We start from the raw sequence: 20305 nt of genomic DNA, 5'->3' as shown, positions 1-20305 counted from the left end.
AATGTTTATAGATCCATTGGTTGATTCCTTTGCTAACTCGTCAAATCAATCTAGCGTCAACCATGTTTTGCAGATAGCGCAAGGTATGATGCTATTTATCTTTTTGTTTCCAGTCGTTTTGCTGGGGCCGGTGAATGAGGAGATAATATTTAGGGAAATCATCCTGAAAAAGTTAAAGACAAAGATAGGGGTTTATTTCTCGATTGGAATTTCAAGTTTCTTATTTGGCCTTTTACATGTACATAGTTTTTCAGAAATTGTTCAAGTGATACCTTACTTTTACTCTGGGCTCGTCTTTGGCGTCATTTATTACAAATCGAATTTTAATATCGTGTATTCAATTACCCTCCATATCTTTAATAATTGTATTGCGATGCTCTTTGCACTTTAGTGCTAACGCTAAAAAGAACTCATAGAAAAAGAGTTCTTTTTCTTTATTTTTCTGTGTTTTTTCCAAAAACTGAACATTAATTCCGTATTTTATACGAACTTTCGTATTTTTTTTATAAGAAATGTTCGGAAATGGGGTTGAAATCTAAAAAACGAAATGATATATTACGATTGTAAATTAAATAAGTCGTCGTATAATGTCGGGGATAAGGCCCGTGAGTTTCTACCAAGTTACCGTAAATAACTTGACTACGATTTTAGTTTTATACGAATGTATAGTAACTAATTTATTTCACACATTATGAGTGCTGAAATATATCGTAGACATGCGACTAGTAGAGTAGTCAGCGTGTCTTTTTTGTTTTCGGTATTGAAGACGACAATACGGAGGATCTTTCAAAAATGAAAAAATATTTCATGTTCGATGAATTAGGTACTAATTATCGCCGCGAAATAATTGGTGGTATTACAACATTCCTTGCCATGGCTTATATTTTAGCGGTTAACCCAGGTATTCTGGAAAATGCAGGAATGGATAAAGGTGCTGTATTCGTAGCAACAGCATTAGCAGCAGCAGTCGGTTCTTTGATTATGGGTATTTTCGCTAAATTCCCAATCTCATTAGCCCCAGGTATGGGATTGAATGCATTCTTTGCTTTCACTGTAGTAGGAGCGTATGGTATTCCTTGGCAAACTGGGTTAACAGGTGTGTTTTTCTCAGGGATTATTTTTATTATCCTTTCACTTACAGGTATTCGTGAAACAGTTATTAATGCAATTCCAGCACAACTTAAATATGCAGTATCAGCTGGTATTGGTTTATTTATTACATTCGTAGGGTTACAAGGAGCGGGTATCGTTGTAGATAGTCCAGCAACTTTAGTAACATTAGGTGCATTTACAGGTTCAACTCTTTTAGCGGTTTTCGGTATTATTATTTCTGTCATTCTTATCTTAAAATTCCGCAGCGTCGGTATTTTCTTAGGGATGGTTATTACAGCGGTCGTTGGTATGATCACAGGTGTCATTGCACCACCTGTATCGGTTGTATCAGCAATTCCAAGTGTAGATTCAACATTTATGGTTGCACTTAAACCGATTTTTAATGACTTTGATTCTTTAATAAACGTTAAATTTTTAGTCGTAGTACTAACATTTTTATTCGTTGACTTTTTCGATACAGCAGGGACATTAATGGCTGTTGCTACTCAAGCTGGTCTAGTAAAAGACGATAAATTACCACGCGCAAGCCGTGCACTTATGGCGGATGCATTAGCTACAACAATTGGTTCGTTATTTGGTACTTCAACAACTACTGCTTATGTAGAATCAACTTCAGGTGTAGCAGCAGGTGCCCGTTCAGGTTTTGCTGCAGTTGTTACAGCAGTGCTATTCATAATCGCGCTATTCTTCTCACCATTACTTGCTGTTGTTACTTCAGCGGTAACAGCACCAGCACTTGTTATCGTAGGTGTATTAATGGTTTCATCATTACGTTTAATTGAATGGGATAAATTTGAAATTGCAGTTCCAGCGTTCTTCACAGTATTAATGATGCCGCTTGGTTATTCAATTGCAACAGGGATTGCAATCGGTTTCGTATTCTATCCTGTAACAATGCTTTTAGCAGGTCGTAAAAAAGAAGTTCACCCAATGATGTACGGATTGTTCTTTGTCTTCCTTGCATACTTTATTTGGGTTCGATAATGTAAAGACGAAAAAGCTCCTCTTTGTGAAAACGAAGAGGAGCTTTTTATTCGAAATTGCTTGAGTACCTGACACTTAATATACTATAGAAGAAACTACTAGTTATTATTGACTGAATAGTTTTATTTCAATTAAACACTTGCAAACTATGATACGAGATGTTATATTTAAACACGTTGTTACGAAACATGTGAACAACACACTGCAAGAAAAAAATAGTTGACATCATATTGAATGTGTGTTAAATTATAAAAAGTTACTTATTAGTAACTAGCAAAATGAACCTTGAAAACTGAACAAGCAAAACGTAATCAATATAGTTTTTACTAGCTAACTTCGTTAGTGAACGAAACAAAATTTTGGACATCAAAATTGATGCCAGTAAAACAATTTGAGCTAATCAAATTTCTTTTATGGAGAGTTTGATCCTGGCTCAGGACGAACGCTGGCGGCGTGCCTAATACATGCAAGTCGAGCGAACAGAGAAGGAGCTTGCTCCTTTGACGTTAGCGGCGGACGGGTGAGTAACACGTGGGCAACCTACCCTATAGTTTGGGATAACTCCGGGAAACCGGGGCTAATACCGAATAATCTATTGTCCCTCATGGGACAATACTGAAAGACGGTTTCGGCTGTCGCTATAGGATGGGCCCGCGGCGCATTAGCTAGTTGGTGAGGTAACGGCTCACCAAGGCGACGATGCGTAGCCGACCTGAGAGGGTGATCGGCCACACTGGGACTGAGACACGGCCCAGACTCCTACGGGAGGCAGCAGTAGGGAATCTTCCACAATGGGCGAAAGCCTGATGGAGCAACGCCGCGTGAGTGAAGAAGGATTTCGGTTCGTAAAACTCTGTTGTAAGGGAAGAACAAGTACAGTAGTAACTGGCTGTACCTTGACGGTACCTTATTAGAAAGCCACGGCTAACTACGTGCCAGCAGCCGCGGTAATACGTAGGTGGCAAGCGTTGTCCGGAATTATTGGGCGTAAAGCGCGCGCAGGTGGTTTCTTAAGTCTGATGTGAAAGCCCACGGCTCAACCGTGGAGGGTCATTGGAAACTGGGAGACTTGAGTGCAGAAGAGGATAGTGGAATTCCAAGTGTAGCGGTGAAATGCGTAGAGATTTGGAGGAACACCAGTGGCGAAGGCGACTATCTGGTCTGTAACTGACACTGAGGCGCGAAAGCGTGGGGAGCAAACAGGATTAGATACCCTGGTAGTCCACGCCGTAAACGATGAGTGCTAAGTGTTAGGGGGTTTCCGCCCCTTAGTGCTGCAGCTAACGCATTAAGCACTCCGCCTGGGGAGTACGGTCGCAAGACTGAAACTCAAAGGAATTGACGGGGGCCCGCACAAGCGGTGGAGCATGTGGTTTAATTCGAAGCAACGCGAAGAACCTTACCAGGTCTTGACATCCCGTTGACCACTGTAGAGATATGGTTTTCCCTTCGGGGACAACGGTGACAGGTGGTGCATGGTTGTCGTCAGCTCGTGTCGTGAGATGTTGGGTTAAGTCCCGCAACGAGCGCAACCCTTGATCTTAGTTGCCATCATTTAGTTGGGCACTCTAAGGTGACTGCCGGTGACAAACCGGAGGAAGGTGGGGATGACGTCAAATCATCATGCCCCTTATGACCTGGGCTACACACGTGCTACAATGGACGATACAAACGGTTGCCAACTCGCGAGAGGGAGCTAATCCGATAAAGTCGTTCTCAGTTCGGATTGTAGGCTGCAACTCGCCTACATGAAGCCGGAATCGCTAGTAATCGCGGATCAGCATGCCGCGGTGAATACGTTCCCGGGCCTTGTACACACCGCCCGTCACACCACGAGAGTTTGTAACACCCGAAGTCGGTGAGGTAACCTTTTGGAGCCAGCCGCCGAAGGTGGGATAGATGATTGGGGTGAAGTCGTAACAAGGTAGCCGTATCGGAAGGTGCGGCTGGATCACCTCCTTTCTAAGGATATTTTCGGAATACAAACCTTGGGTTTGTAAGATTACGTTTTGCGTTCAGTTTTGAAGGTTCATCATTACGATGAAATACTTCAAAACTGTGCTCCTGTCGCTACGCTTTCGTCGCAAATTTGCGAAGAAGTAGAAACAGGTAGTGAATTTGTTCTTTGAAAACTGGATAAAACGACATTGAAATTGTAACAAACACATTTATTTTTTAAATTAAGTTTTTAGGCTTAATAACTAGGTTAAGTTATTAAGGGCGCACGGCGAATGCCTTGGCACTAGGAGCCGAAGAAGGACGGCACTAACACCGATATGCTTCGGGGAGCTGTAAGTGAGCTTTGATCCGGAGATTTCCGAATGGGGGAACCCACTACGTTTAATCGCGTAGTATCTTGACGTGAATACATAGCGTCTTGAAGGCAGACCCAGGGAACTGAAACATCTAAGTACCTGGAGGAAGAGAAAGAAAAATCGATTCCCTGAGTAGCGGCGAGCGAAACGGGAAGAGCCCAAACCAAGAGGCTTGCCTCTTGGGGTTGTAGGACACTCTATACGGAGTTACAAAGGAATGAGTTAGATGAAGCGACTTGGAAAGGTCCGCCAGAGCAGGTAAAAGCCCTGTAGTCGAAAGTTTATTCCCTCCAGAGTGGATCCTGAGTACGGCGGAACACGTGAAATTCCGTCGGAATCCGGGAGGACCATCTCCCAAGGCTAAATACTACCTAGTGACCGATAGTGAACCAGTACCGTGAGGGAAAGGTGAAAAGCACCCCGGGAGGGGAGTGAAAGAGATCCTGAAACCGTGTGCCTACAAGTAGTTAGAGCCCGTTAATGGGTGATAGCGTGCCTTTTGTAGAATGAACCGGCGAGTTACGATTACGTGCGAGGTTAAGCTTTAGAAGGCGGAGCCGCAGCGAAAGCGAGTCTGAATAGGGCGAATTAGTACGTGGTCGTAGACCCGAAACCAGGTGATCTACCCATGTCCAGGGTGAAGGTGAGGTAACACTTACTGGAGGCCCGAACCCACGCACGTTGAAAAGTGCGGGGATGAGGTGTGGGTAGCGGAGAAATTCCAATCGAACTTGGAGATAGCTGGTTCTCTCCGAAATAGCTTTAGGGCTAGCCTCGTGATGAGAATACTGGAGGTAGAGCACTGTTTGGACTAGGGGGCCATCCCGGTTTACCGAATTCAGACAAACTCCGAATGCCAGATATTTATACACGGGAGTCAGACTGCGAGTGATAAGATCCGTAGTCAAAAGGGAAACAGCCCAGACCACCAGCTAAGGTCCCAAAGTAATCGTTAAGTGGAAAAGGATGTGGCGTTGCACAGACAACCAGGATGTTGGCTTAGAAGCAGCCATCATTTAAAGAGTGCGTAATAGCTCACTGGTCGAGTGACGCTGCGCCGAAAATGTATCGGGGCTAAACGATTCACCGAAGCTGTGGATTGACATCTACGATGTCAGTGGTAGGAGAGCGTTCTAAGTGCGTTGAAGTCAGACCGGAAGGACTGGTGGAGCGCTTAGAAGTGAGAATGCCGGTATGAGTAGCGAAAGACGGGTGAGAATCCCGTCCACCGTATGACTAAGGTTTCCTGAGGAAGGCTCGTCCGCTCAGGGTTAGTCGGGACCTAAGCCGAGGCCGATAGGCGTAGGCGATGGACAACAGGTTGATATTCCTGTACCACCTCCTCACCGTTTGAGAAATGGGGGGACGCAGTAGGATAGGGTAAGCGCGCCGTTGGTTGTGCGCGTCCAAGCAGTAAGGCGTGTGTGTAGGCAAATCCGCACACTGTAACGTTGAGCTGTGATGGCGAGTCCGTATGGACGAAGTTCCTGATTTCACACTGCCAAGAAAAGCCTCTATCGAGGTGAGAGGTGCCCGTACCGCAAACCGACACAGGTAGTCGAGGAGAGAATCCTAAGGTGTGCGAGAGAACTCTCGTTAAGGAACTCGGCAAAATGACCCCGTAACTTCGGGAGAAGGGGTGCTCTTGAGCGTGCAAGCGCATGAGAGCCGCAGTGAATAGGCCCAGGCGACTGTTTAGCAAAAACACAGGTCTCTGCAAAACCGTAAGGTGACGTATAGGGGCTGACGCCTGCCCGGTGCTGGAAGGTTAAGAGGAGTGGTTAGCGCAAGCGAAGCTGCGAATTGAAGCCCCAGTAAACGGCGGCCGTAACTATAACGGTCCTAAGGTAGCGAAATTCCTTGTCGGGTAAGTTCCGACCCGCACGAAAGGCGTAACGATCTGGGCACTGTCTCAACGAGAGACTCGGTGAAATTATAGTACCTGTGAAGATGCAGGTTACCCGCGACAGGACGGAAAGACCCCGTGGAGCTTTACTGTAGCCTGATATTGAATTTTGGTACAACTTGTACAGGATAGGTAGGAGCCAGAGATCTCGGAGCGCCAGCTTCGAAGGAGGCGTCGGTGGGATACTACCCTGGTTGTATTGAAATTCTAACCCATGCCCCTTAGCGGGGCAGGAGACAGTGTCAGGCGGACAGTTTGACTGGGGCGGTCGCCTCCTAAAAGGTAACGGAGGCGCCCAAAGGTTCCCTCAGAATGGTTGGAAATCATTCGTAGAGTGTAAAGGCACAAGGGAGCTTGACTGCGAGACCTACAAGTCGAGCAGGGTCGAAAGACGGGCTTAGTGATCCGGTGGTTCCGCATGGAAGGGCCATCGCTCAACGGATAAAAGCTACCCCGGGGATAACAGGCTTATCTCCCCCAAGAGTCCACATCGACGGGGAGGTTTGGCACCTCGATGTCGGCTCATCGCATCCTGGGGCTGTAGTCGGTCCCAAGGGTTGGGCTGTTCGCCCATTAAAGCGGTACGCGAGCTGGGTTCAGAACGTCGTGAGACAGTTCGGTCCCTATCCGTCGTGGGCGTAGGAAATTTGAGAGGAGCTGTCCTTAGTACGAGAGGACCGGGATGGACACACCGCTGGTGTACCAGTTGTCTTGCCAAAGGCATCGCTGGGTAGCTATGTGTGGACGGGATAAGTGCTGAAAGCATCTAAGCATGAAGCCCCCCTCAAGATGAGATTTCCCATTACGCAAGTAAGTAAGATCCCTCAAAGACGATGAGGTAGATAGGTTCGAGGTGGAAGTGTGGTGACACATGGAGCTGACGAATACTAATCGATCGAGGACTTAACCAAAAAAGTTTGAAACATTCAATGTACCGTTTATCCAGTTTTGAAAGAACAATCTTTCATAAAAGGATTTCAAGATACGAGTAGTTCGCGGAAGCAATTGAGAGAAGGAAGGAGCGTATATCTGTACGTGACTGACTGAACGAATGAAGCTGACAAAGAAATACGATGTATATTGAAAGCCGTAAATAGTCTAGTGATGATGGCAAAGAGGTCACACCCGTTCCCATACCGAACACGGAAGTTAAGCTCTTTAGCGCCGATGGTAGTTGGGGGCTTCCCCCTGTGAGAGTAGGACGTCGCTAGGCAAATTTAAAAGCCAAGGATATATTCCTTGGTTTTTTTGTTTTCTCTATAATGTTTTTATGTAAAGGTACCAGTTATACAATTGCGAAGCTTGAAATATGGATATAAAACGCTACTATGATTACGAATTGTTACAATTTCGTGCATTTTTGAAGTGCCTTATCAGGTATAATGGATTACAAGTAAGGAAGAATAATCATGACATGGATTGGAAGGAAGAACAGTTTGGGCAAAAAGCAAATTTGGTATGAAGTAGAAGAAAATGAAACAATCGAACAATGTTTGGAGAGAATGCGTCAAGATGGATATATGGCGATGGGACGGAAGGAAGAGCCTATTTTTCATCTAGTAAATGGCGAACCAACGTATTTACGTCAAAAAATACAATTTAAAGCGATGTTATGTCAAGATTCTGACTAAATACGACTTAAAACCGAACGATATTTAATGGTGAAAATAAAATGTTCGCATTTTTGCATTGACGATAGTGTTTTCACTTGTTAAAATGTGATAAGGAAAACAATTAAATCCCTCATATATGCTAGAGAATTGGCTCTAGTGTCTCTACCCGGCACCGTAAATGCTGGACTATGCGGGAAAGCAACTTTTGGCATGTTACGGGAAGGTGTGTGTACAGATGTCTAAATCTGCATATTCTTTTCATAATAAGTCCTCAAGTAAGCTGCTTTCACGTGTATGTGTAGAGAGTAGCTTATTTGAGGATTTTCTTTGTTCAAAAAGTAAAGAAATGCAGTGACTATTGAATAATAGAGGCTTGCACAATAATCGATCATTTTTCTATCGTTTAAAAGGAGCGACAATTCATGAATCCGAAAATCGGTGTCATTATGGGTAGTTCAAGTGACTGGGAAACTATGAAACATGCGTGTGATATTTTAGATGAATTACAAGTACCGTACGAGAAAAAAGTAGTATCAGCACATCGTACGCCTGATTTAATGTTTGAGTACGCTGAAGCAGCACGTGGGCGAGGTATTCAAGTGATTATTGCAGGTGCTGGAGGTGCAGCACATTTACCAGGTATGGTAGCAGCTAAAACAACATTACCTGTTATTGGCGTGCCAGTACAATCTCGTGCACTTAATGGTCTTGATTCACTGTTATCAATTGTACAAATGCCAGGTGGTGTACCTGTAGCAACTGTTGCAATCGGAAAAGCAGGTGCAACAAATGCAGGTTTGCTTGCAGCGCAAATTTTGTCGACAACAGACATAGAGCTTGCTAATAAACTAGATGCTAGACGCGAGGCGACGAAGCAACAAGTATTGGAAAGCACAGGTGACTTAGTGTGACAAAAATTATTTATCCAGGACAAACGATAGGTATTATCGGAGGAGGACAGCTTGGCCGTATGATGGCACTTGCTGCAAAGGAAGCAGGATTTAAAATAGCTGTTCTTGAGCCGACAATGGATTCACCATGTGGACAGGTTGCAGATATTCGAATTGTGGCACCTTATGATGATGAGGCTGCATTAGAGGAACTTGCAGAAGTCAGTGACGTTATTACGTATGAGTTTGAAAATATTGATTACGATGGTTTAAAACGATTAACTCAAATGGCTTACGTACCACAAGGAGCTGAATTAGTACGCATTACACAAAACCGTGTGACTGAGAAGGAAGCAATTGTGAAAGCTGGCTGTCCAGTAGCTCCTTATATAGTAGCTAATACATATGAGGAATTGGTCGCGAGTATTGACAAGATCAGTTATCCGTGTATCGTAAAAACTGCAAGAGGTGGCTATGATGGCAAAGGGCAGCAGCTTCTAAATTCAGCAGCGGATTTACCATTAGCAGAAGGGCTTTTCGCTCATTCACAATGTATTGCTGAGGGGTTTGTACCTTTTGTGAAAGAAGTATCAGTTATTGTACAGCGAAACGGTGATGGAGAATTATATTGTCAGCCTGTTGGTGAAAATATTCATGTTCATCATATTTTACACGAAACAATTGTACCTGCTCGTATCGAAAAGATGACAGCACAGTCTGCTGAGCAAGAGGCTATAAAAATAGCCGATTACTTAAATTTAGTAGGGACGCTGGCGGTAGAAATGTTCGTTTTAGAAAACGGCGAAATTATTATTAATGAACTAGCACCGAGACCTCATAATTCTGGTCACTATTCAATAGAGGCATGTAATATATCACAATTCCATCAGCATATCCGTGCTATTTGTGGTTGGCCATTGCGCAAACCGCAACTTTGGGCACCATCAATAATGGTGAATGTATTAGGGCAGCATGTTATGCCACTTAGTAACTCAATTGCAAAATATCCTGAATGGTCATTGCATCTTTATGGGAAAGCTGAAGCTAAGGTGAACCGTAAGATGGGCCACGTAACGATTATGACAAAAGATTTAGAAGCAACATTACAACAAATCGAAAGTTCTGGCATTTGGTCAGAATAGAAGGAGATACGCAATGATTGAACGTTACACAAGACCCGAGATGGGCGCAATTTGGACAGAACAAAATAAATACCAAGCTTGGTTAGAGGTTGAAATTTTAGCATGTGAAGCTTGGGCGGAGATTGGCGATATTCCAAAAGAAGATGTAGCTAAAATTCGTGAAAATGCTTCATTTGATGTAAATCGTATTTTAGAAATTGAGAAAGAAACGCGTCATGACGTAGTAGCATTTACACGTGCTGTATCTGAAACACTTGGCGAAGAGCGTAAATGGGTGCACTACGGTTTAACTTCAACAGACGTGGTTGACACAGCCCTTTCTTATTTGATTAAACAAGCGAATGATATTTTACGAAAAGATATTGTGAATTTTATTGATATTATTGCAGCAAAAGCGAAAGAGCATAAACATACGGTTATGATGGGTCGTACACATGGTGTACATGCTGAACCAACAACGTTCGGTTTAAAATTAGGCTTATGGTATGAAGAAATGAAACGTAACTTAGAACGCTTTGAAGCAGCTGCCACAGTAATTGAAACAGGTAAAATGTCTGGTGCAGTTGGCACATATGCAAATATCGATCCACGCGTTGAACAATACGTATGTGATAAATTAGGGCTCGCAGCATCACCTATTTCTACACAAACATTACAGCGTGACCGCCATGCACAATATTTAGGCGCTCTTGCATTAATTGCAACATCAATTGAAAAATTCGCAACTGAAATTCGCGGATTGCAAAAGTCTGAAACACGAGAAGTAGAGGAAGCCTTTGCAAAAGGACAAAAAGGTTCATCTGCTATGCCGCATAAACGCAATCCAATCGGCTCTGAAAATATGGTTGGTATGTCACGTTTAATGCGTGGTTACATGGTAACAGCTTACGAAAACGTAGCGTTATGGCATGAGCGTGATATTTCACACTCATCTGCGGAACGAGTTATTTTACCGGATGCAACAATTACACTGAACTATATGTTAAACCGCTTCGGTAACATCGTGAAAAATTTAACAGTATTCCCTGAAAACATGAAACGTAATATGGGTCGTACATTTGGACTGATTTACTCACAAAGAATTTTATTAGCACTAATCGATAAAGGATTAGTACGTGAGGAAGCGTATGATACAGTTCAGCCATTAGCGATGCAGGCGTGGGACGAGCAAGTACAATTCCGTACATTAGTTGATGCAAGTGAAAAAATCACTTCTTATTTAACGAAGGAAGAGTTAGATCACTGCTTTGATTACAACTACCACTTACAGCATGTAGATATGATTTTTGAACGTCTTGGACTTAACTAACATTATTGAATCGATAGACAGTTAGTGCCACGACGGATGTTACGGGTTTTGAATCATACTTCAAGATTCAAAATCCATAACATCAATACGTCGAGGCGTATTTCATAATAATCTGGGGGAATGACGAAATGACGAAAGACCAACTTTTGTATGAAGGTAAAGCAAAAAAATTATATGCAACGGAAGATCCTACAATACTTTTAGTTGAATATAAGGATAGTGCAACAGCATTTAACGGTGAGAAAAAAGAGGAAATTGACGGGAAAGGCGTTTTAAATAATCGCATTACCTCATTAATTTTCGAAAAATTAAAAGCTAACGGAATTGCGTCACATTTCGTAAAACAATTATCTGCTACAGAACAGCTAGTGAAAAAGGTTGAAATCATTCCAATTGAAGTTGTTGTTCGTAACATAGCTGCAGGTAGCTTAGCAAAACGCCTTGGTTTAGAAGAAGGCACACCATTAAAGCGCCCAATCGTAGAATTCTATTATAAGGATGATGCATTAGGCGATCCATTTATTACAACGGAGCATATTGATGTACTTGACCTTGCAACATCAGAAGAAGTAACAGCGATGTATAACGGTGCATTAGCTGTGAACAAAGTATTGCAACCGATTTTTGCTGATGTGGATGTTACGCTAATTGACTTTAAACTTGAATTTGGCCGTGATACGAACGGAGATGTATTATTGGCTGATGAAATCTCACCAGATACATGCAGACTTTGGGATACAAAAACAAAGCAAAAGTTGGACAAAGATGTCTTTCGTCGAGACCTTGGTAATTTAACTGAAGTATACACTATTATTCTTTCTAGACTCGGAGGCAAATAACAATGAAAAAAGTTAAAATTTACGTAACATTACGTGAGAGTATTCTAGATCCACAAGGTTCAGCAGTACAAGGTTCTTTAGCGAAAATGGGCTACGGTGAAGTAGAAGATTTACGTATCGGTAAATATCTTGAACTAACTGTCGGAGATTCAGCGCGCGATATTGATACTCTAGTAAAAGAAATGTGTGAAAAAGTTTTAACAAATGTAGTAATTGAGGACTACCGTTACGAAGTCGAGGAGGCTAACTAATCATGAAATTCGCAGTACTCGTATTCCCTGGGTCAAACTGTGACATCGATATGTATCATGCGATTAAAGACGAACTAGGTGAAGAAGTAGAATATGTATGGCACGCAGAAACAGATTTAAGTGGCTTTGACGGTATTCTAGTACCAGGTGGCTTCTCTTATGGTGACTATTTACGTTGTGGCGCTATGGCAAACCAATCCAATATTATGGCAGAAGTAAAAAAAGCAGCAGATGCGGGTAAGCCAGTCTTGGGTGTTTGTAACGGGTTCCAAATTCTAACAGAAGCAGGCTTATTACCAGGTGCTTTACTTCGCAATAAAAACCTAAAATTCATGTGTCGTACAATACAGCTTAAAGTTGAAAACAACAATACATTATTCACAAATCAATATGAGCAAGGTCAAGTAATCAATATTCCAATCGCACACGGTGAAGGTAACTATTATTGTGACGAGGAAACATTACAAAAACTAAAAGATAACAATCAAATTGTGTTCACATACTCAGGAGAAAATCCAAACGGTTCTTTAGAAGATATCGCAGGGATTATTAACGAGCGCGGAAATGTATTAGGAATGATGCCTCACCCAGAACGAGCTGTCGATGCACTTGTGGGCGGAGCCGATGGTCTAGCAGTATTTAAATCAATTGTGAAGCAGTGGAGGGAAAATCATGTCAACAACTAAGTTTGAGCCAACAGCACAGCAAATTAAAGATGAAAAGCTATACGCTGGAATGGGGATGTCAGACGAAGAATTTGCAATGGTAGAAGGTATTCTCGGTCGCCTACCAAACTGGACAGAGACAGGTCTTTTCTCAGTAATGTGGTCTGAACACTGCTCATATAAAAATTCAAAACCAGTATTACGTAAATTCCCAACAAAAGGGCCACAAGTATTACAAGGTCCTGGTGAAGGCGCAGGGATTGTAGATATTGGTGATGAGCAAGCCGTTGTATTTAAAATGGAATCACATAACCACCCTTCGGCAATCGAGCCGTATCAAGGTGCAGCAACAGGTGTTGGTGGTATTATTCGCGACGTATTCTCAATGGGTGCACGTCCAATTGCGATGCTAAACTCATTACGCTTCGGAGAGTTAAAATCTGCACGTGGTAAATATTTATTTGAAGAAGTAGTTGCTGGTATTGCTGGCTATGGTAACTGTATCGGGATTCCAACTGTTGGTGGCGAAATTCAATTCGACCCTTGCTACGAAGGTAATCCATTAGTAAACGCAATGTGCGTTGGGCTAATTGACCACAAGGATATTCAACGCGGTATTGCTGCGGGTGTAGGAAATACAGTGATGTACGTAGGAGCAAAAACAGGTCGTGACGGTATCCATGGAGCGACGTTTGCCTCTGAAGAATTAACAGAGGAATCAGAAAATCAACGTCCAGCTGTGCAAGTAGGGGACCCATTTATGGAAAAACTACTACTTGAAGCTTGTTTAGAAGTTGTAAAATCTGATGCGTTAGTTGGTATTCAAGATATGGGTGCTGCGGGTCTTACTTCATCTTCAGCAGAGATGGCTTCAAAAGCTGGTTCTGGTGTAGAAATGAACCTAGATTTAGTACCACAACGTGAAACAGGTATGACTGCATATGAGATGATGCTATCTGAATCTCAAGAACGTATGTTACTAGTCGTGAAAAAAGGTCGCGAAGATGAAATTAAAGCGATTTTCGATAAATATGATTTAGATGCAGTAGCAATTGGTGTTGTAACAGATGATAAAATGCTGCGTTTACTTCACAAAGGTGAAGTTGTAGCGAATGTTCCAGCAGATGCATTAGCAGAAGATGCGCCAGTTTATCATAAGCCATCTGCTGAGCCTGCATACTACGCACAGTTCCAAGCAATGGACAATGCAGAACCAGTTGTAACAGATTATAAAGAAACGTTAAACGCATTGTTAAAAGCACCTACGATTGCTTCAAAAGAATGGGTTTACGATCAATACGATTATCAAGTTCGTACATCAACAGTTGTGGCACCTGGTTCAGATGCTGCAGTTATCCGTGTACGTGGCACAAATAAAGGTCTTGCGATGACTACAGACTGTAACTCTCGCTACATTTACCTTGATCCTGAAGTGGGCGGGGCGATTGCAGTAGCAGAAGCAGCGCGTAATATTGTCGCAACGGGTGGTACACCACTTGCTATTACAGACTGCTTAAACTTTGGTAATCCAGAGAAACCAGAAATTTTCTGGCAAATTGAAAAATCTGCCGATGGTATTTCAGCAGCATGTACTGCACTCAATGCACCAGTAATCGGTGGTAACGTTTCTTTATACAATGAACGTTCCGGAGAAGCAGTTTATCCAACACCAACAATCGGTATGGTAGGTCTAATCGAAGACTTAGCACATGTAACAACGCAAGATGTGAAAGCAGCTGGCGATGTAGTATTTGTTATCGGTGAAACGAATACTGAATTTGGTGGTTCAGAGCTTCAAAAATTATTAAATAACGGTGTCATCTCAGGACAAGCACCTGCTATTAACCTAGAAGTAGAAGCAGCTCGTCAACAAGCATTGTTGAAAGCAATTAAAGCTGGACTTGTACAATCTGCACATGACGTAGCAGAAGGTGGTCTTGCTGTAGCACTTGCAGAAACGACATTTGGTGCACAAGGCTTAGGTATTGATGTGACACTAACAGGCTCTGCAACAACGGCTTTATTCAGTGAAACACAATCCCGTTTCGTTGTAACAGTCAAAGAAGAAAATGCAGCTGCATTTGTAGAAACTGTAAAAGATGCACAAAAAATCGGTGTCGTAACAAACGATGCGCTTGTTAAAATCAACGGTGACAACGGTGTGCTTGTAGAAGGTACAGTGGAGGAATTCCGTTCTAATTGGAAAGGAGCAATCCCATGCTTGCTGAACTCAGAGGCTTAAACGAAGAATGTGGGGTGTTTGGTATTTGGGGTAACCCAAATCCAGCACACCTTAGTTATTACGGGCTTCATGCTCTTCAACACCGTGGACAAGAAGGTGCTGGTATCGTCGTTTCTGACGGTCTACACCTACGCGCGGTGAAAGGCGAAGGATTAGTAAATGATGTTTTCAACGAAGAGAAATTAAAAGCAGTGGACGGAAAAGCGGCAATTGCCCATGTTCGTTATACGACTGCTGGCGGTGGCGGAATCGAAAATGTACAGCCATTACTATTTCATTCATCAACAGGTAGCCTTTCAATTGCTCATAACGGTAACTTAGTCAATGCGACACACTTAAAACAGTATTTAGAGCGTCAAGGTAGTATTTTCCACTCTAGCTCAGATACAGAAGTGTTAGCGCATCTTATTAAGAAAAGCTCGCATTCACCATTCCGAGCAAAGGTGAAAAATGCCCTTTCGTTATTAAAGGGAGCGTATTCATTCTTAATTATGACCAAAGATGAAATGCTTGTTGCACGTGATCCACATGGTCTACGTCCTCTATCTCTTGGAAAACTAGGAGACGGTTGGGTTGTTGCTTCTGAAACTTGTGCTTTTGATTTAATAGGAGCAGAGTTTATACGTTCTGTGGAACCAGGTGAATTATTAATAATAAACGATGAAGGTGTAAAATCAGATCGTTTTGCAGATATGGAAAATCGCGCAATGTGTGCGATGGAGTATGTATACTTAGCACGTCCTGATTCAGATATTGATGGCATTAATGTGCATATGGCACGTAAACGTATGGGGAAACAACTCGCACGTGAATGCGCACATATTGAAGCGGATGTCGTAACTGGTGTACCTGACTCAAGTATTTCAGCAGCAATTGGCTTTGCTGAAGAAAGCGGTATTCCATATGAGCTAGGGTTAATAAAGAACCGCTATGTTGGTCGTACATTCATTCAACCGACCCAAGAATTGCGTGAACGTGGTGTAAAAATGAAGCTGTCACCTGTTGTGCAAGTTGTCAAAGGGAAACGCGTTATAATGGTGGATGATTCGATTGTTCGTGGTACAACATCACGCCGTATTGTCAAAATGCTAAAGGATGCAGGTGCAGCAGAGGTGCATGTTGTTATTTCTTCTCCACCAATGACGGACCCTTGTTATTACGGTATTGATACTTCGACACATGAAGAGCTGATTGCTTCAAGTCACAGTGTGGATGAAATAAGAGACGCAATTGGTGCTGATTCACTAACATTCCTTTCAGTTGAAGGCATGGTCGAAACGATCGCACGTCCATTTGAGGATGAAAATAAAGGTCTTTGCTTAGCATGTTTTACAAGCAAATACCCAACAGAAATTTTCCCAGATACAATCTTACCACACGAAAAAGAACTGTTACGCTAAGTGTATGTTAATCAATAAAGCCTTGTTGGAGTACCCACATTCAAACGATGTTGGGTATCCTCTAAAGGTGAAAATGACATTGAGTTAGGATTGATATTCCCAGCATGATGTTGAACATAATTTTGTACAACTCTCTATATGTAAAAGTTAGGGACTTGTGCTGAATTAATTTAAAGGAGGATCTCTGCATGTCAAAAGCATATGAACAAGCAGGTGTAAATATTGAAGCGGGCTACGAAGCTGTTAAACGAATGAAGTCTCACGTTGAACGTACGAATCGACTAGGCGTGATGGGTACATTTGGAGGCTTTGGTGGTATGTTTGACTTGTCAGAACTAAATCTTAAAGAACCTGTTTTAATTTCAGGGACAGATGGTGTTGGGACAAAATTAAAATTAGCTTTCATGGTAGACAAGCACGATACAATTGGCGTGGACTGTGTTGCTATGTGTGTAAACGATATTGTAGCGCAAGGTGCAGAACCACTTTACTTTTTAGATTACGTGGCACTTGGTAAAGCAGAACCAGCGAAAATCGAACAAATCGTCAAAGGTGTTGCAGATGGCTGTGTGCAATCTGGTGCTGCTTTAATCGGTGGTGAGACTGCGGAAATGCCAGGTCTTTATGAAGAAGATGAGTATGATTTAGCAGGATTTGCTGTAGGCGCTTGTGAAAAATCAGCAATCGTAACAGGTGAAAAAATCGTTGAAGGTGATGTGCTTGTTGGATTAGCGTCAAGTGGCGTCCATTCGAACGGCTATTCATTAGTGCGCAAAATCGTGTTTGCTGACAACGGCTATGCAGTGGATGCAGTTGTTGAAGGCTTCGAAGATTTAGGCCCAATCGGTGAAGCACTGTTAGTCCCAACTAAGTTATATGCAAAACCAGTTCTAGCAGCATTAAAAGCGGCAGATGTACATGGTTGTGCACATGTAACAGGTGGCGGCTTCTATGAGAACTTACCACGTATGATGCCAGAAGGCTTAGCAACAGAAATTGACCTAGGTTCTTGGCCGGTTCTTCGTATTTTCGAATTTTTAAAAGAAAAAGGTCAGCTTGAAGATAAGGATTTATATAATGTCTTTAATATGGGCATTGGTTTCGTATTGGCTGTACCAGCAGCAGAAGCAGATAAAGTCATTGCTACAGCAGAAGCAAATGGTGAAAAAGCATACAAAATCGGTCGCGTTGTGAAAGGCGAGGGCGTTGTATTTAACGGCTCACATGATGGGAGCTTAGTGTAATGACTGCACCAGTAAAAATTGCCGTCTTTGCTTCAGGGAGTGGCAGTAATTTTCAAGCAATTCAAGAAGCGATTGAACGTGGCGAACTACATGCTAAAGTGGAGCTTGTTGTGACAGATAAGCCTGCTGCATTTGTTGTGACGCGTGCTGAAAAATTTGGTATCCCCGTCCTAGCTTTAAATCCAAAAGAATTTGCATCGAAAGCAGACTACGAAACGGCGATTATTGAAGCCTTACGTGAATGTGGTGTGCAGTGGATTGTACTTGCAGGGTATATGCGTCTAATTAGCGAAGTATTATTGGCGGCATATCCACAGCGTATTGTGAATATCCACCCTTCATTGTTACCATCCTTCCCAGGAAAAGATGCTATTGGACAAGCAATCGAACATGGTGTGAAAGTGACGGGTGTTACAGTGCATTTTGTAGATGAAGGCATGGATACAGGGCCTATTATTGCACAGGCTGCCGTTGCTGTTATCGAAGGTGATCGTGAGGCAACTGAAATGGCCATTCATCAGCAAGAGCATGTGTTATATACAAAAGCATTACAACAATTATTAAAGTAATGGATTGGTAGGTAGTTAGGTTTGGCTCATTGTAACAGGAAACGTTATTTGTTCCTGTAAGATTCGCTCAAATCATGATGAACTCCGCTCAAGTAGAACGAGTCGTTCAATTAGCACCTAACGCCGCTAAATCAAGATGGATCGATAATTCGTGGTTTTACACGAGACAAATTAGGAGGATTTCGTTGTGACAAAACGTGCATTAATCAGTGTTTCCAATAAAGATGGTATTTTAGAATTTGCAAAAGAATTAGTGGCATTAGGTTATGAAATTTTATCAACTGGTGGTACCAAAAAAATGTTACAGGACAATAATGTCGCAGTAACAGCAGTGGATGAAGTAACAAAATTCCCAGAAATTTTAGATGGGCGTGTAAAAACTTTAAATCCAATGATCCACGGTGGACTATTAGGGAAATTCGATGATGCTTCTCATCAAGCGCAAATGAATGAGCATGGAATTGAACCAATTGAAATTGTTTGTGTTAATCTTTACCCGTTTGTTGAAACAATTTCAAAGCCTAATGTAACATGGGATGATGCCATCGAAAATATTGATATTGGTGGTCCAACAATGCTACGTTCAGCAGCTAAAAATCATCAATATGTAACAGTCATTGTAGATAGCAATGACTATGCAACTGTATTAGAAGAATTGAAAGCAACGGGTGCTACAACGATTGAAACGCGTCGTAAGCTAGCAGCAAAAGTTTTCCGTCACACAGCAGCGTATGATTCTTATATTTCCAATCACTTAACAGAGGAAGCATTCCCTGAAAGCTTAACGCTTACTTATGAATTAAAGCAAAACTTACGTTACGGTGAAAATCCTCATCAAAAAGCAGCGTTTTATCAAAAACGTCTTGGTTCGGATTTCTCATTAGCTTATGCTACGCAATTGCACGGAAAAGAATTATCATACAATAACATTCAAGATGGTAATGCCGCACTTCAAATCGTCAAAGAATTTGAAATGCCTGCAGCAGTTGCTGTAAAGCATATGAATCCTTGTGGTGTTGGTACAGGTGTAACGTTAGAAGAAGCTTTTGACAAAGCATATGCAGCCGATCCTACATCTATTTTTGGTGGAATTATTGCATTGAACATGGAAGTAGATGCGGCAACGGCAGAAAAGTTAAGCCATATTTTCTTAGAAATAATTATTGCGCCATCTTTCACGCAAGAAGCATTAGACATTCTTACACAAAAGAAAAATATTCGCTTATTAACAATTCCATTTGAGCAAGCTAAAAAAGATCAATTTAACGTTGTCTCTGTTGAAGGTGGCTTACTTGTACAAGAGCCAGATAGCTATGGCTTTGGTGATGCAGACATTAAAGTCGTGACAGATAGAGAGCCTACTGACAAAGAATGGGAAGCATTACAACTTGGCTGGGCTGTAGTTAAACATGTGAAATCAAATGCAATCGTTGTAACAGATTCTCAAATGACATTAGGTGTTGGCGCTGGTCAAATGAACCGTGTAGGTGCTGCGAAAATCGCTTTCGAACAAGCTGGCGATAAAGCAAAAGGTGCAGCTTTAGCATCTGACGCATTCTTCCCTATGAGTGATACAGTAGAAGCGGCTCATGCGGCAGGAATTACAGCCATTATTCAACCAGGTGGCTCTATTAAAGACCAAGATTCGATTGATAAAGCAAATGAGTACGGCATTGCAATGGTGTTTACAGGCGTACGTCACTTCAAGCATTAATCATCGCTATATAAAAATATACAAATAATAAAGGGTTTGTCCTAATAAGGAAAATAGTATACTGGGAGCGTTTCTAGTATACTATTTTTTCTATAAAAGCATATAAATG

At 42.2% G+C, this 20305-nt stretch carries 13 protein-coding genes, 3 rRNA genes and 2 riboswitches; all 16 genes read left to right on the top strand.

Annotated features, from left to right (window positions below):
• Window positions 1-560 precede the first annotated feature (560 nt).
• Window positions 561-662: riboswitch (purine riboswitch) on the top strand.
• A 130-nt stretch (window positions 663-792) separates the two neighbouring features.
• The 16 genes from MHH88_RS19615 to purH all read left to right on the top strand — a co-directional run bounded on the left by MHH88_RS19615 (window position 793) and on the right by purH (window position 20196).
• Complete coding sequence (locus MHH88_RS19615) at window positions 793-2097, top strand: NCS2 family permease (RefSeq protein ID WP_069511267.1); 1305 nt, start codon at window positions 793-795, stop codon at window positions 2095-2097.
• Window positions 2098-2507: 410 nt separating this feature from the next.
• Window positions 2508-4059: ribosomal RNA gene (locus MHH88_RS19610) — 16S ribosomal RNA — on the top strand.
• Window positions 4060-4301: 242 nt separating this feature from the next.
• Window positions 4302-7229: ribosomal RNA gene (locus tag MHH88_RS19605) — 23S ribosomal RNA — on the top strand.
• Window positions 7230-7415: 186 nt separating this feature from the next.
• Window positions 7416-7531, top strand: a 5S ribosomal RNA gene (rrf, locus tag MHH88_RS19600).
• Together the 16S, 23S and 5S rRNA genes form the textbook arrangement of a ribosomal RNA operon.
• Before the next feature lie 223 nt (window positions 7532-7754).
• Window positions 7755-7949, top strand: coding sequence for an NETI motif-containing protein (locus MHH88_RS19595; RefSeq protein WP_024364453.1), 195 nt, complete (start codon window positions 7755-7757; stop codon window positions 7947-7949).
• Window positions 7950-8041: 92 nt separating this feature from the next.
• A riboswitch (purine riboswitch) is annotated at window positions 8042-8140 on the top strand.
• Between the two features lie 213 nt (window positions 8141-8353).
• Window positions 8354-8842 carry a 5-(carboxyamino)imidazole ribonucleotide mutase gene (gene purE / locus MHH88_RS19590; RefSeq protein WP_024364454.1) on the top strand — a complete coding sequence of 163 codons (489 nt, stop codon included), beginning with the start codon at window positions 8354-8356 and terminating at the stop codon, window positions 8840-8842.
• Complete coding sequence (gene purK / locus MHH88_RS19585; RefSeq protein ID WP_024364455.1) at window positions 8839-9963, top strand: 5-(carboxyamino)imidazole ribonucleotide synthase; 1125 nt, start codon at window positions 8839-8841, stop codon at window positions 9961-9963. Before purE ends, purK begins: the two co-directional genes overlap by 4 nt.
• A gap of 13 nt (window positions 9964-9976) precedes the next feature.
• Window positions 9977-11272 (top strand): adenylosuccinate lyase, encoded by a 1296-nt coding sequence (gene purB, locus MHH88_RS19580; protein ID WP_069509576.1) that lies wholly within the window; start codon window positions 9977-9979, stop codon window positions 11270-11272.
• 128 nt (window positions 11273-11400) lie between these two features.
• On the top strand, window positions 11401-12111 hold the full coding sequence (purC, locus tag MHH88_RS19575) for a phosphoribosylaminoimidazolesuccinocarboxamide synthase (RefSeq protein ID WP_339260148.1): 711 nt from the start codon (window positions 11401-11403) through the stop codon (window positions 12109-12111).
• A 2-nt stretch (window positions 12112-12113) separates the two neighbouring features.
• Complete coding sequence (gene purS / locus MHH88_RS19570) at window positions 12114-12362, top strand: phosphoribosylformylglycinamidine synthase subunit PurS (protein ID WP_024364458.1); 249 nt, start codon at window positions 12114-12116, stop codon at window positions 12360-12362.
• Window positions 12363-12364: 2 nt separating this feature from the next.
• Complete coding sequence (gene purQ / locus MHH88_RS19565; RefSeq protein ID WP_025220660.1) at window positions 12365-13048, top strand: phosphoribosylformylglycinamidine synthase subunit PurQ; 684 nt, start codon at window positions 12365-12367, stop codon at window positions 13046-13048.
• Entirely contained in the window at window positions 13035-15269 is a 2235-nt protein-coding gene (purL, locus tag MHH88_RS19560) for a phosphoribosylformylglycinamidine synthase subunit PurL (RefSeq protein ID WP_069509580.1), read from the top strand. The genes purQ and purL overlap by 14 nt, the downstream gene beginning before the upstream one ends.
• On the top strand, window positions 15245-16669 hold the full coding sequence (gene purF / locus MHH88_RS19555) for an amidophosphoribosyltransferase (protein ID WP_069509582.1): 1425 nt from the start codon (window positions 15245-15247) through the stop codon (window positions 16667-16669). Before purL ends, purF begins: the two co-directional genes overlap by 25 nt.
• A gap of 188 nt (window positions 16670-16857) precedes the next feature.
• Window positions 16858-17913 carry a phosphoribosylformylglycinamidine cyclo-ligase gene (gene purM, locus MHH88_RS19550; RefSeq protein WP_069509589.1) on the top strand — a complete coding sequence of 352 codons (1056 nt, stop codon included), beginning with the start codon at window positions 16858-16860 and terminating at the stop codon, window positions 17911-17913.
• Window positions 17913-18482 carry a phosphoribosylglycinamide formyltransferase gene (purN, locus tag MHH88_RS19545; RefSeq protein ID WP_339260144.1) on the top strand — a complete coding sequence of 190 codons (570 nt, stop codon included), beginning with the start codon at window positions 17913-17915 and terminating at the stop codon, window positions 18480-18482. The genes purM and purN overlap by 1 nt, the downstream gene beginning before the upstream one ends.
• 187 nt (window positions 18483-18669) lie before the next feature.
• Window positions 18670-20196 carry a bifunctional phosphoribosylaminoimidazolecarboxamide formyltransferase/IMP cyclohydrolase gene (purH, locus tag MHH88_RS19540; protein ID WP_024364464.1) on the top strand — a complete coding sequence of 509 codons (1527 nt, stop codon included), beginning with the start codon at window positions 18670-18672 and terminating at the stop codon, window positions 20194-20196.
• Window positions 20197-20305: the final 109 nt, after the last annotated feature.

The sequence above is a fragment of the Lysinibacillus sp. FSL K6-3209 genome, assembly GCF_037976175.1.
GTDB lineage: Bacteria > Bacillota > Bacilli > Bacillales_A > Planococcaceae > Lysinibacillus > Lysinibacillus sphaericus_D.
This window is presented reverse-complemented; position numbering and strand designations above follow the sequence as displayed.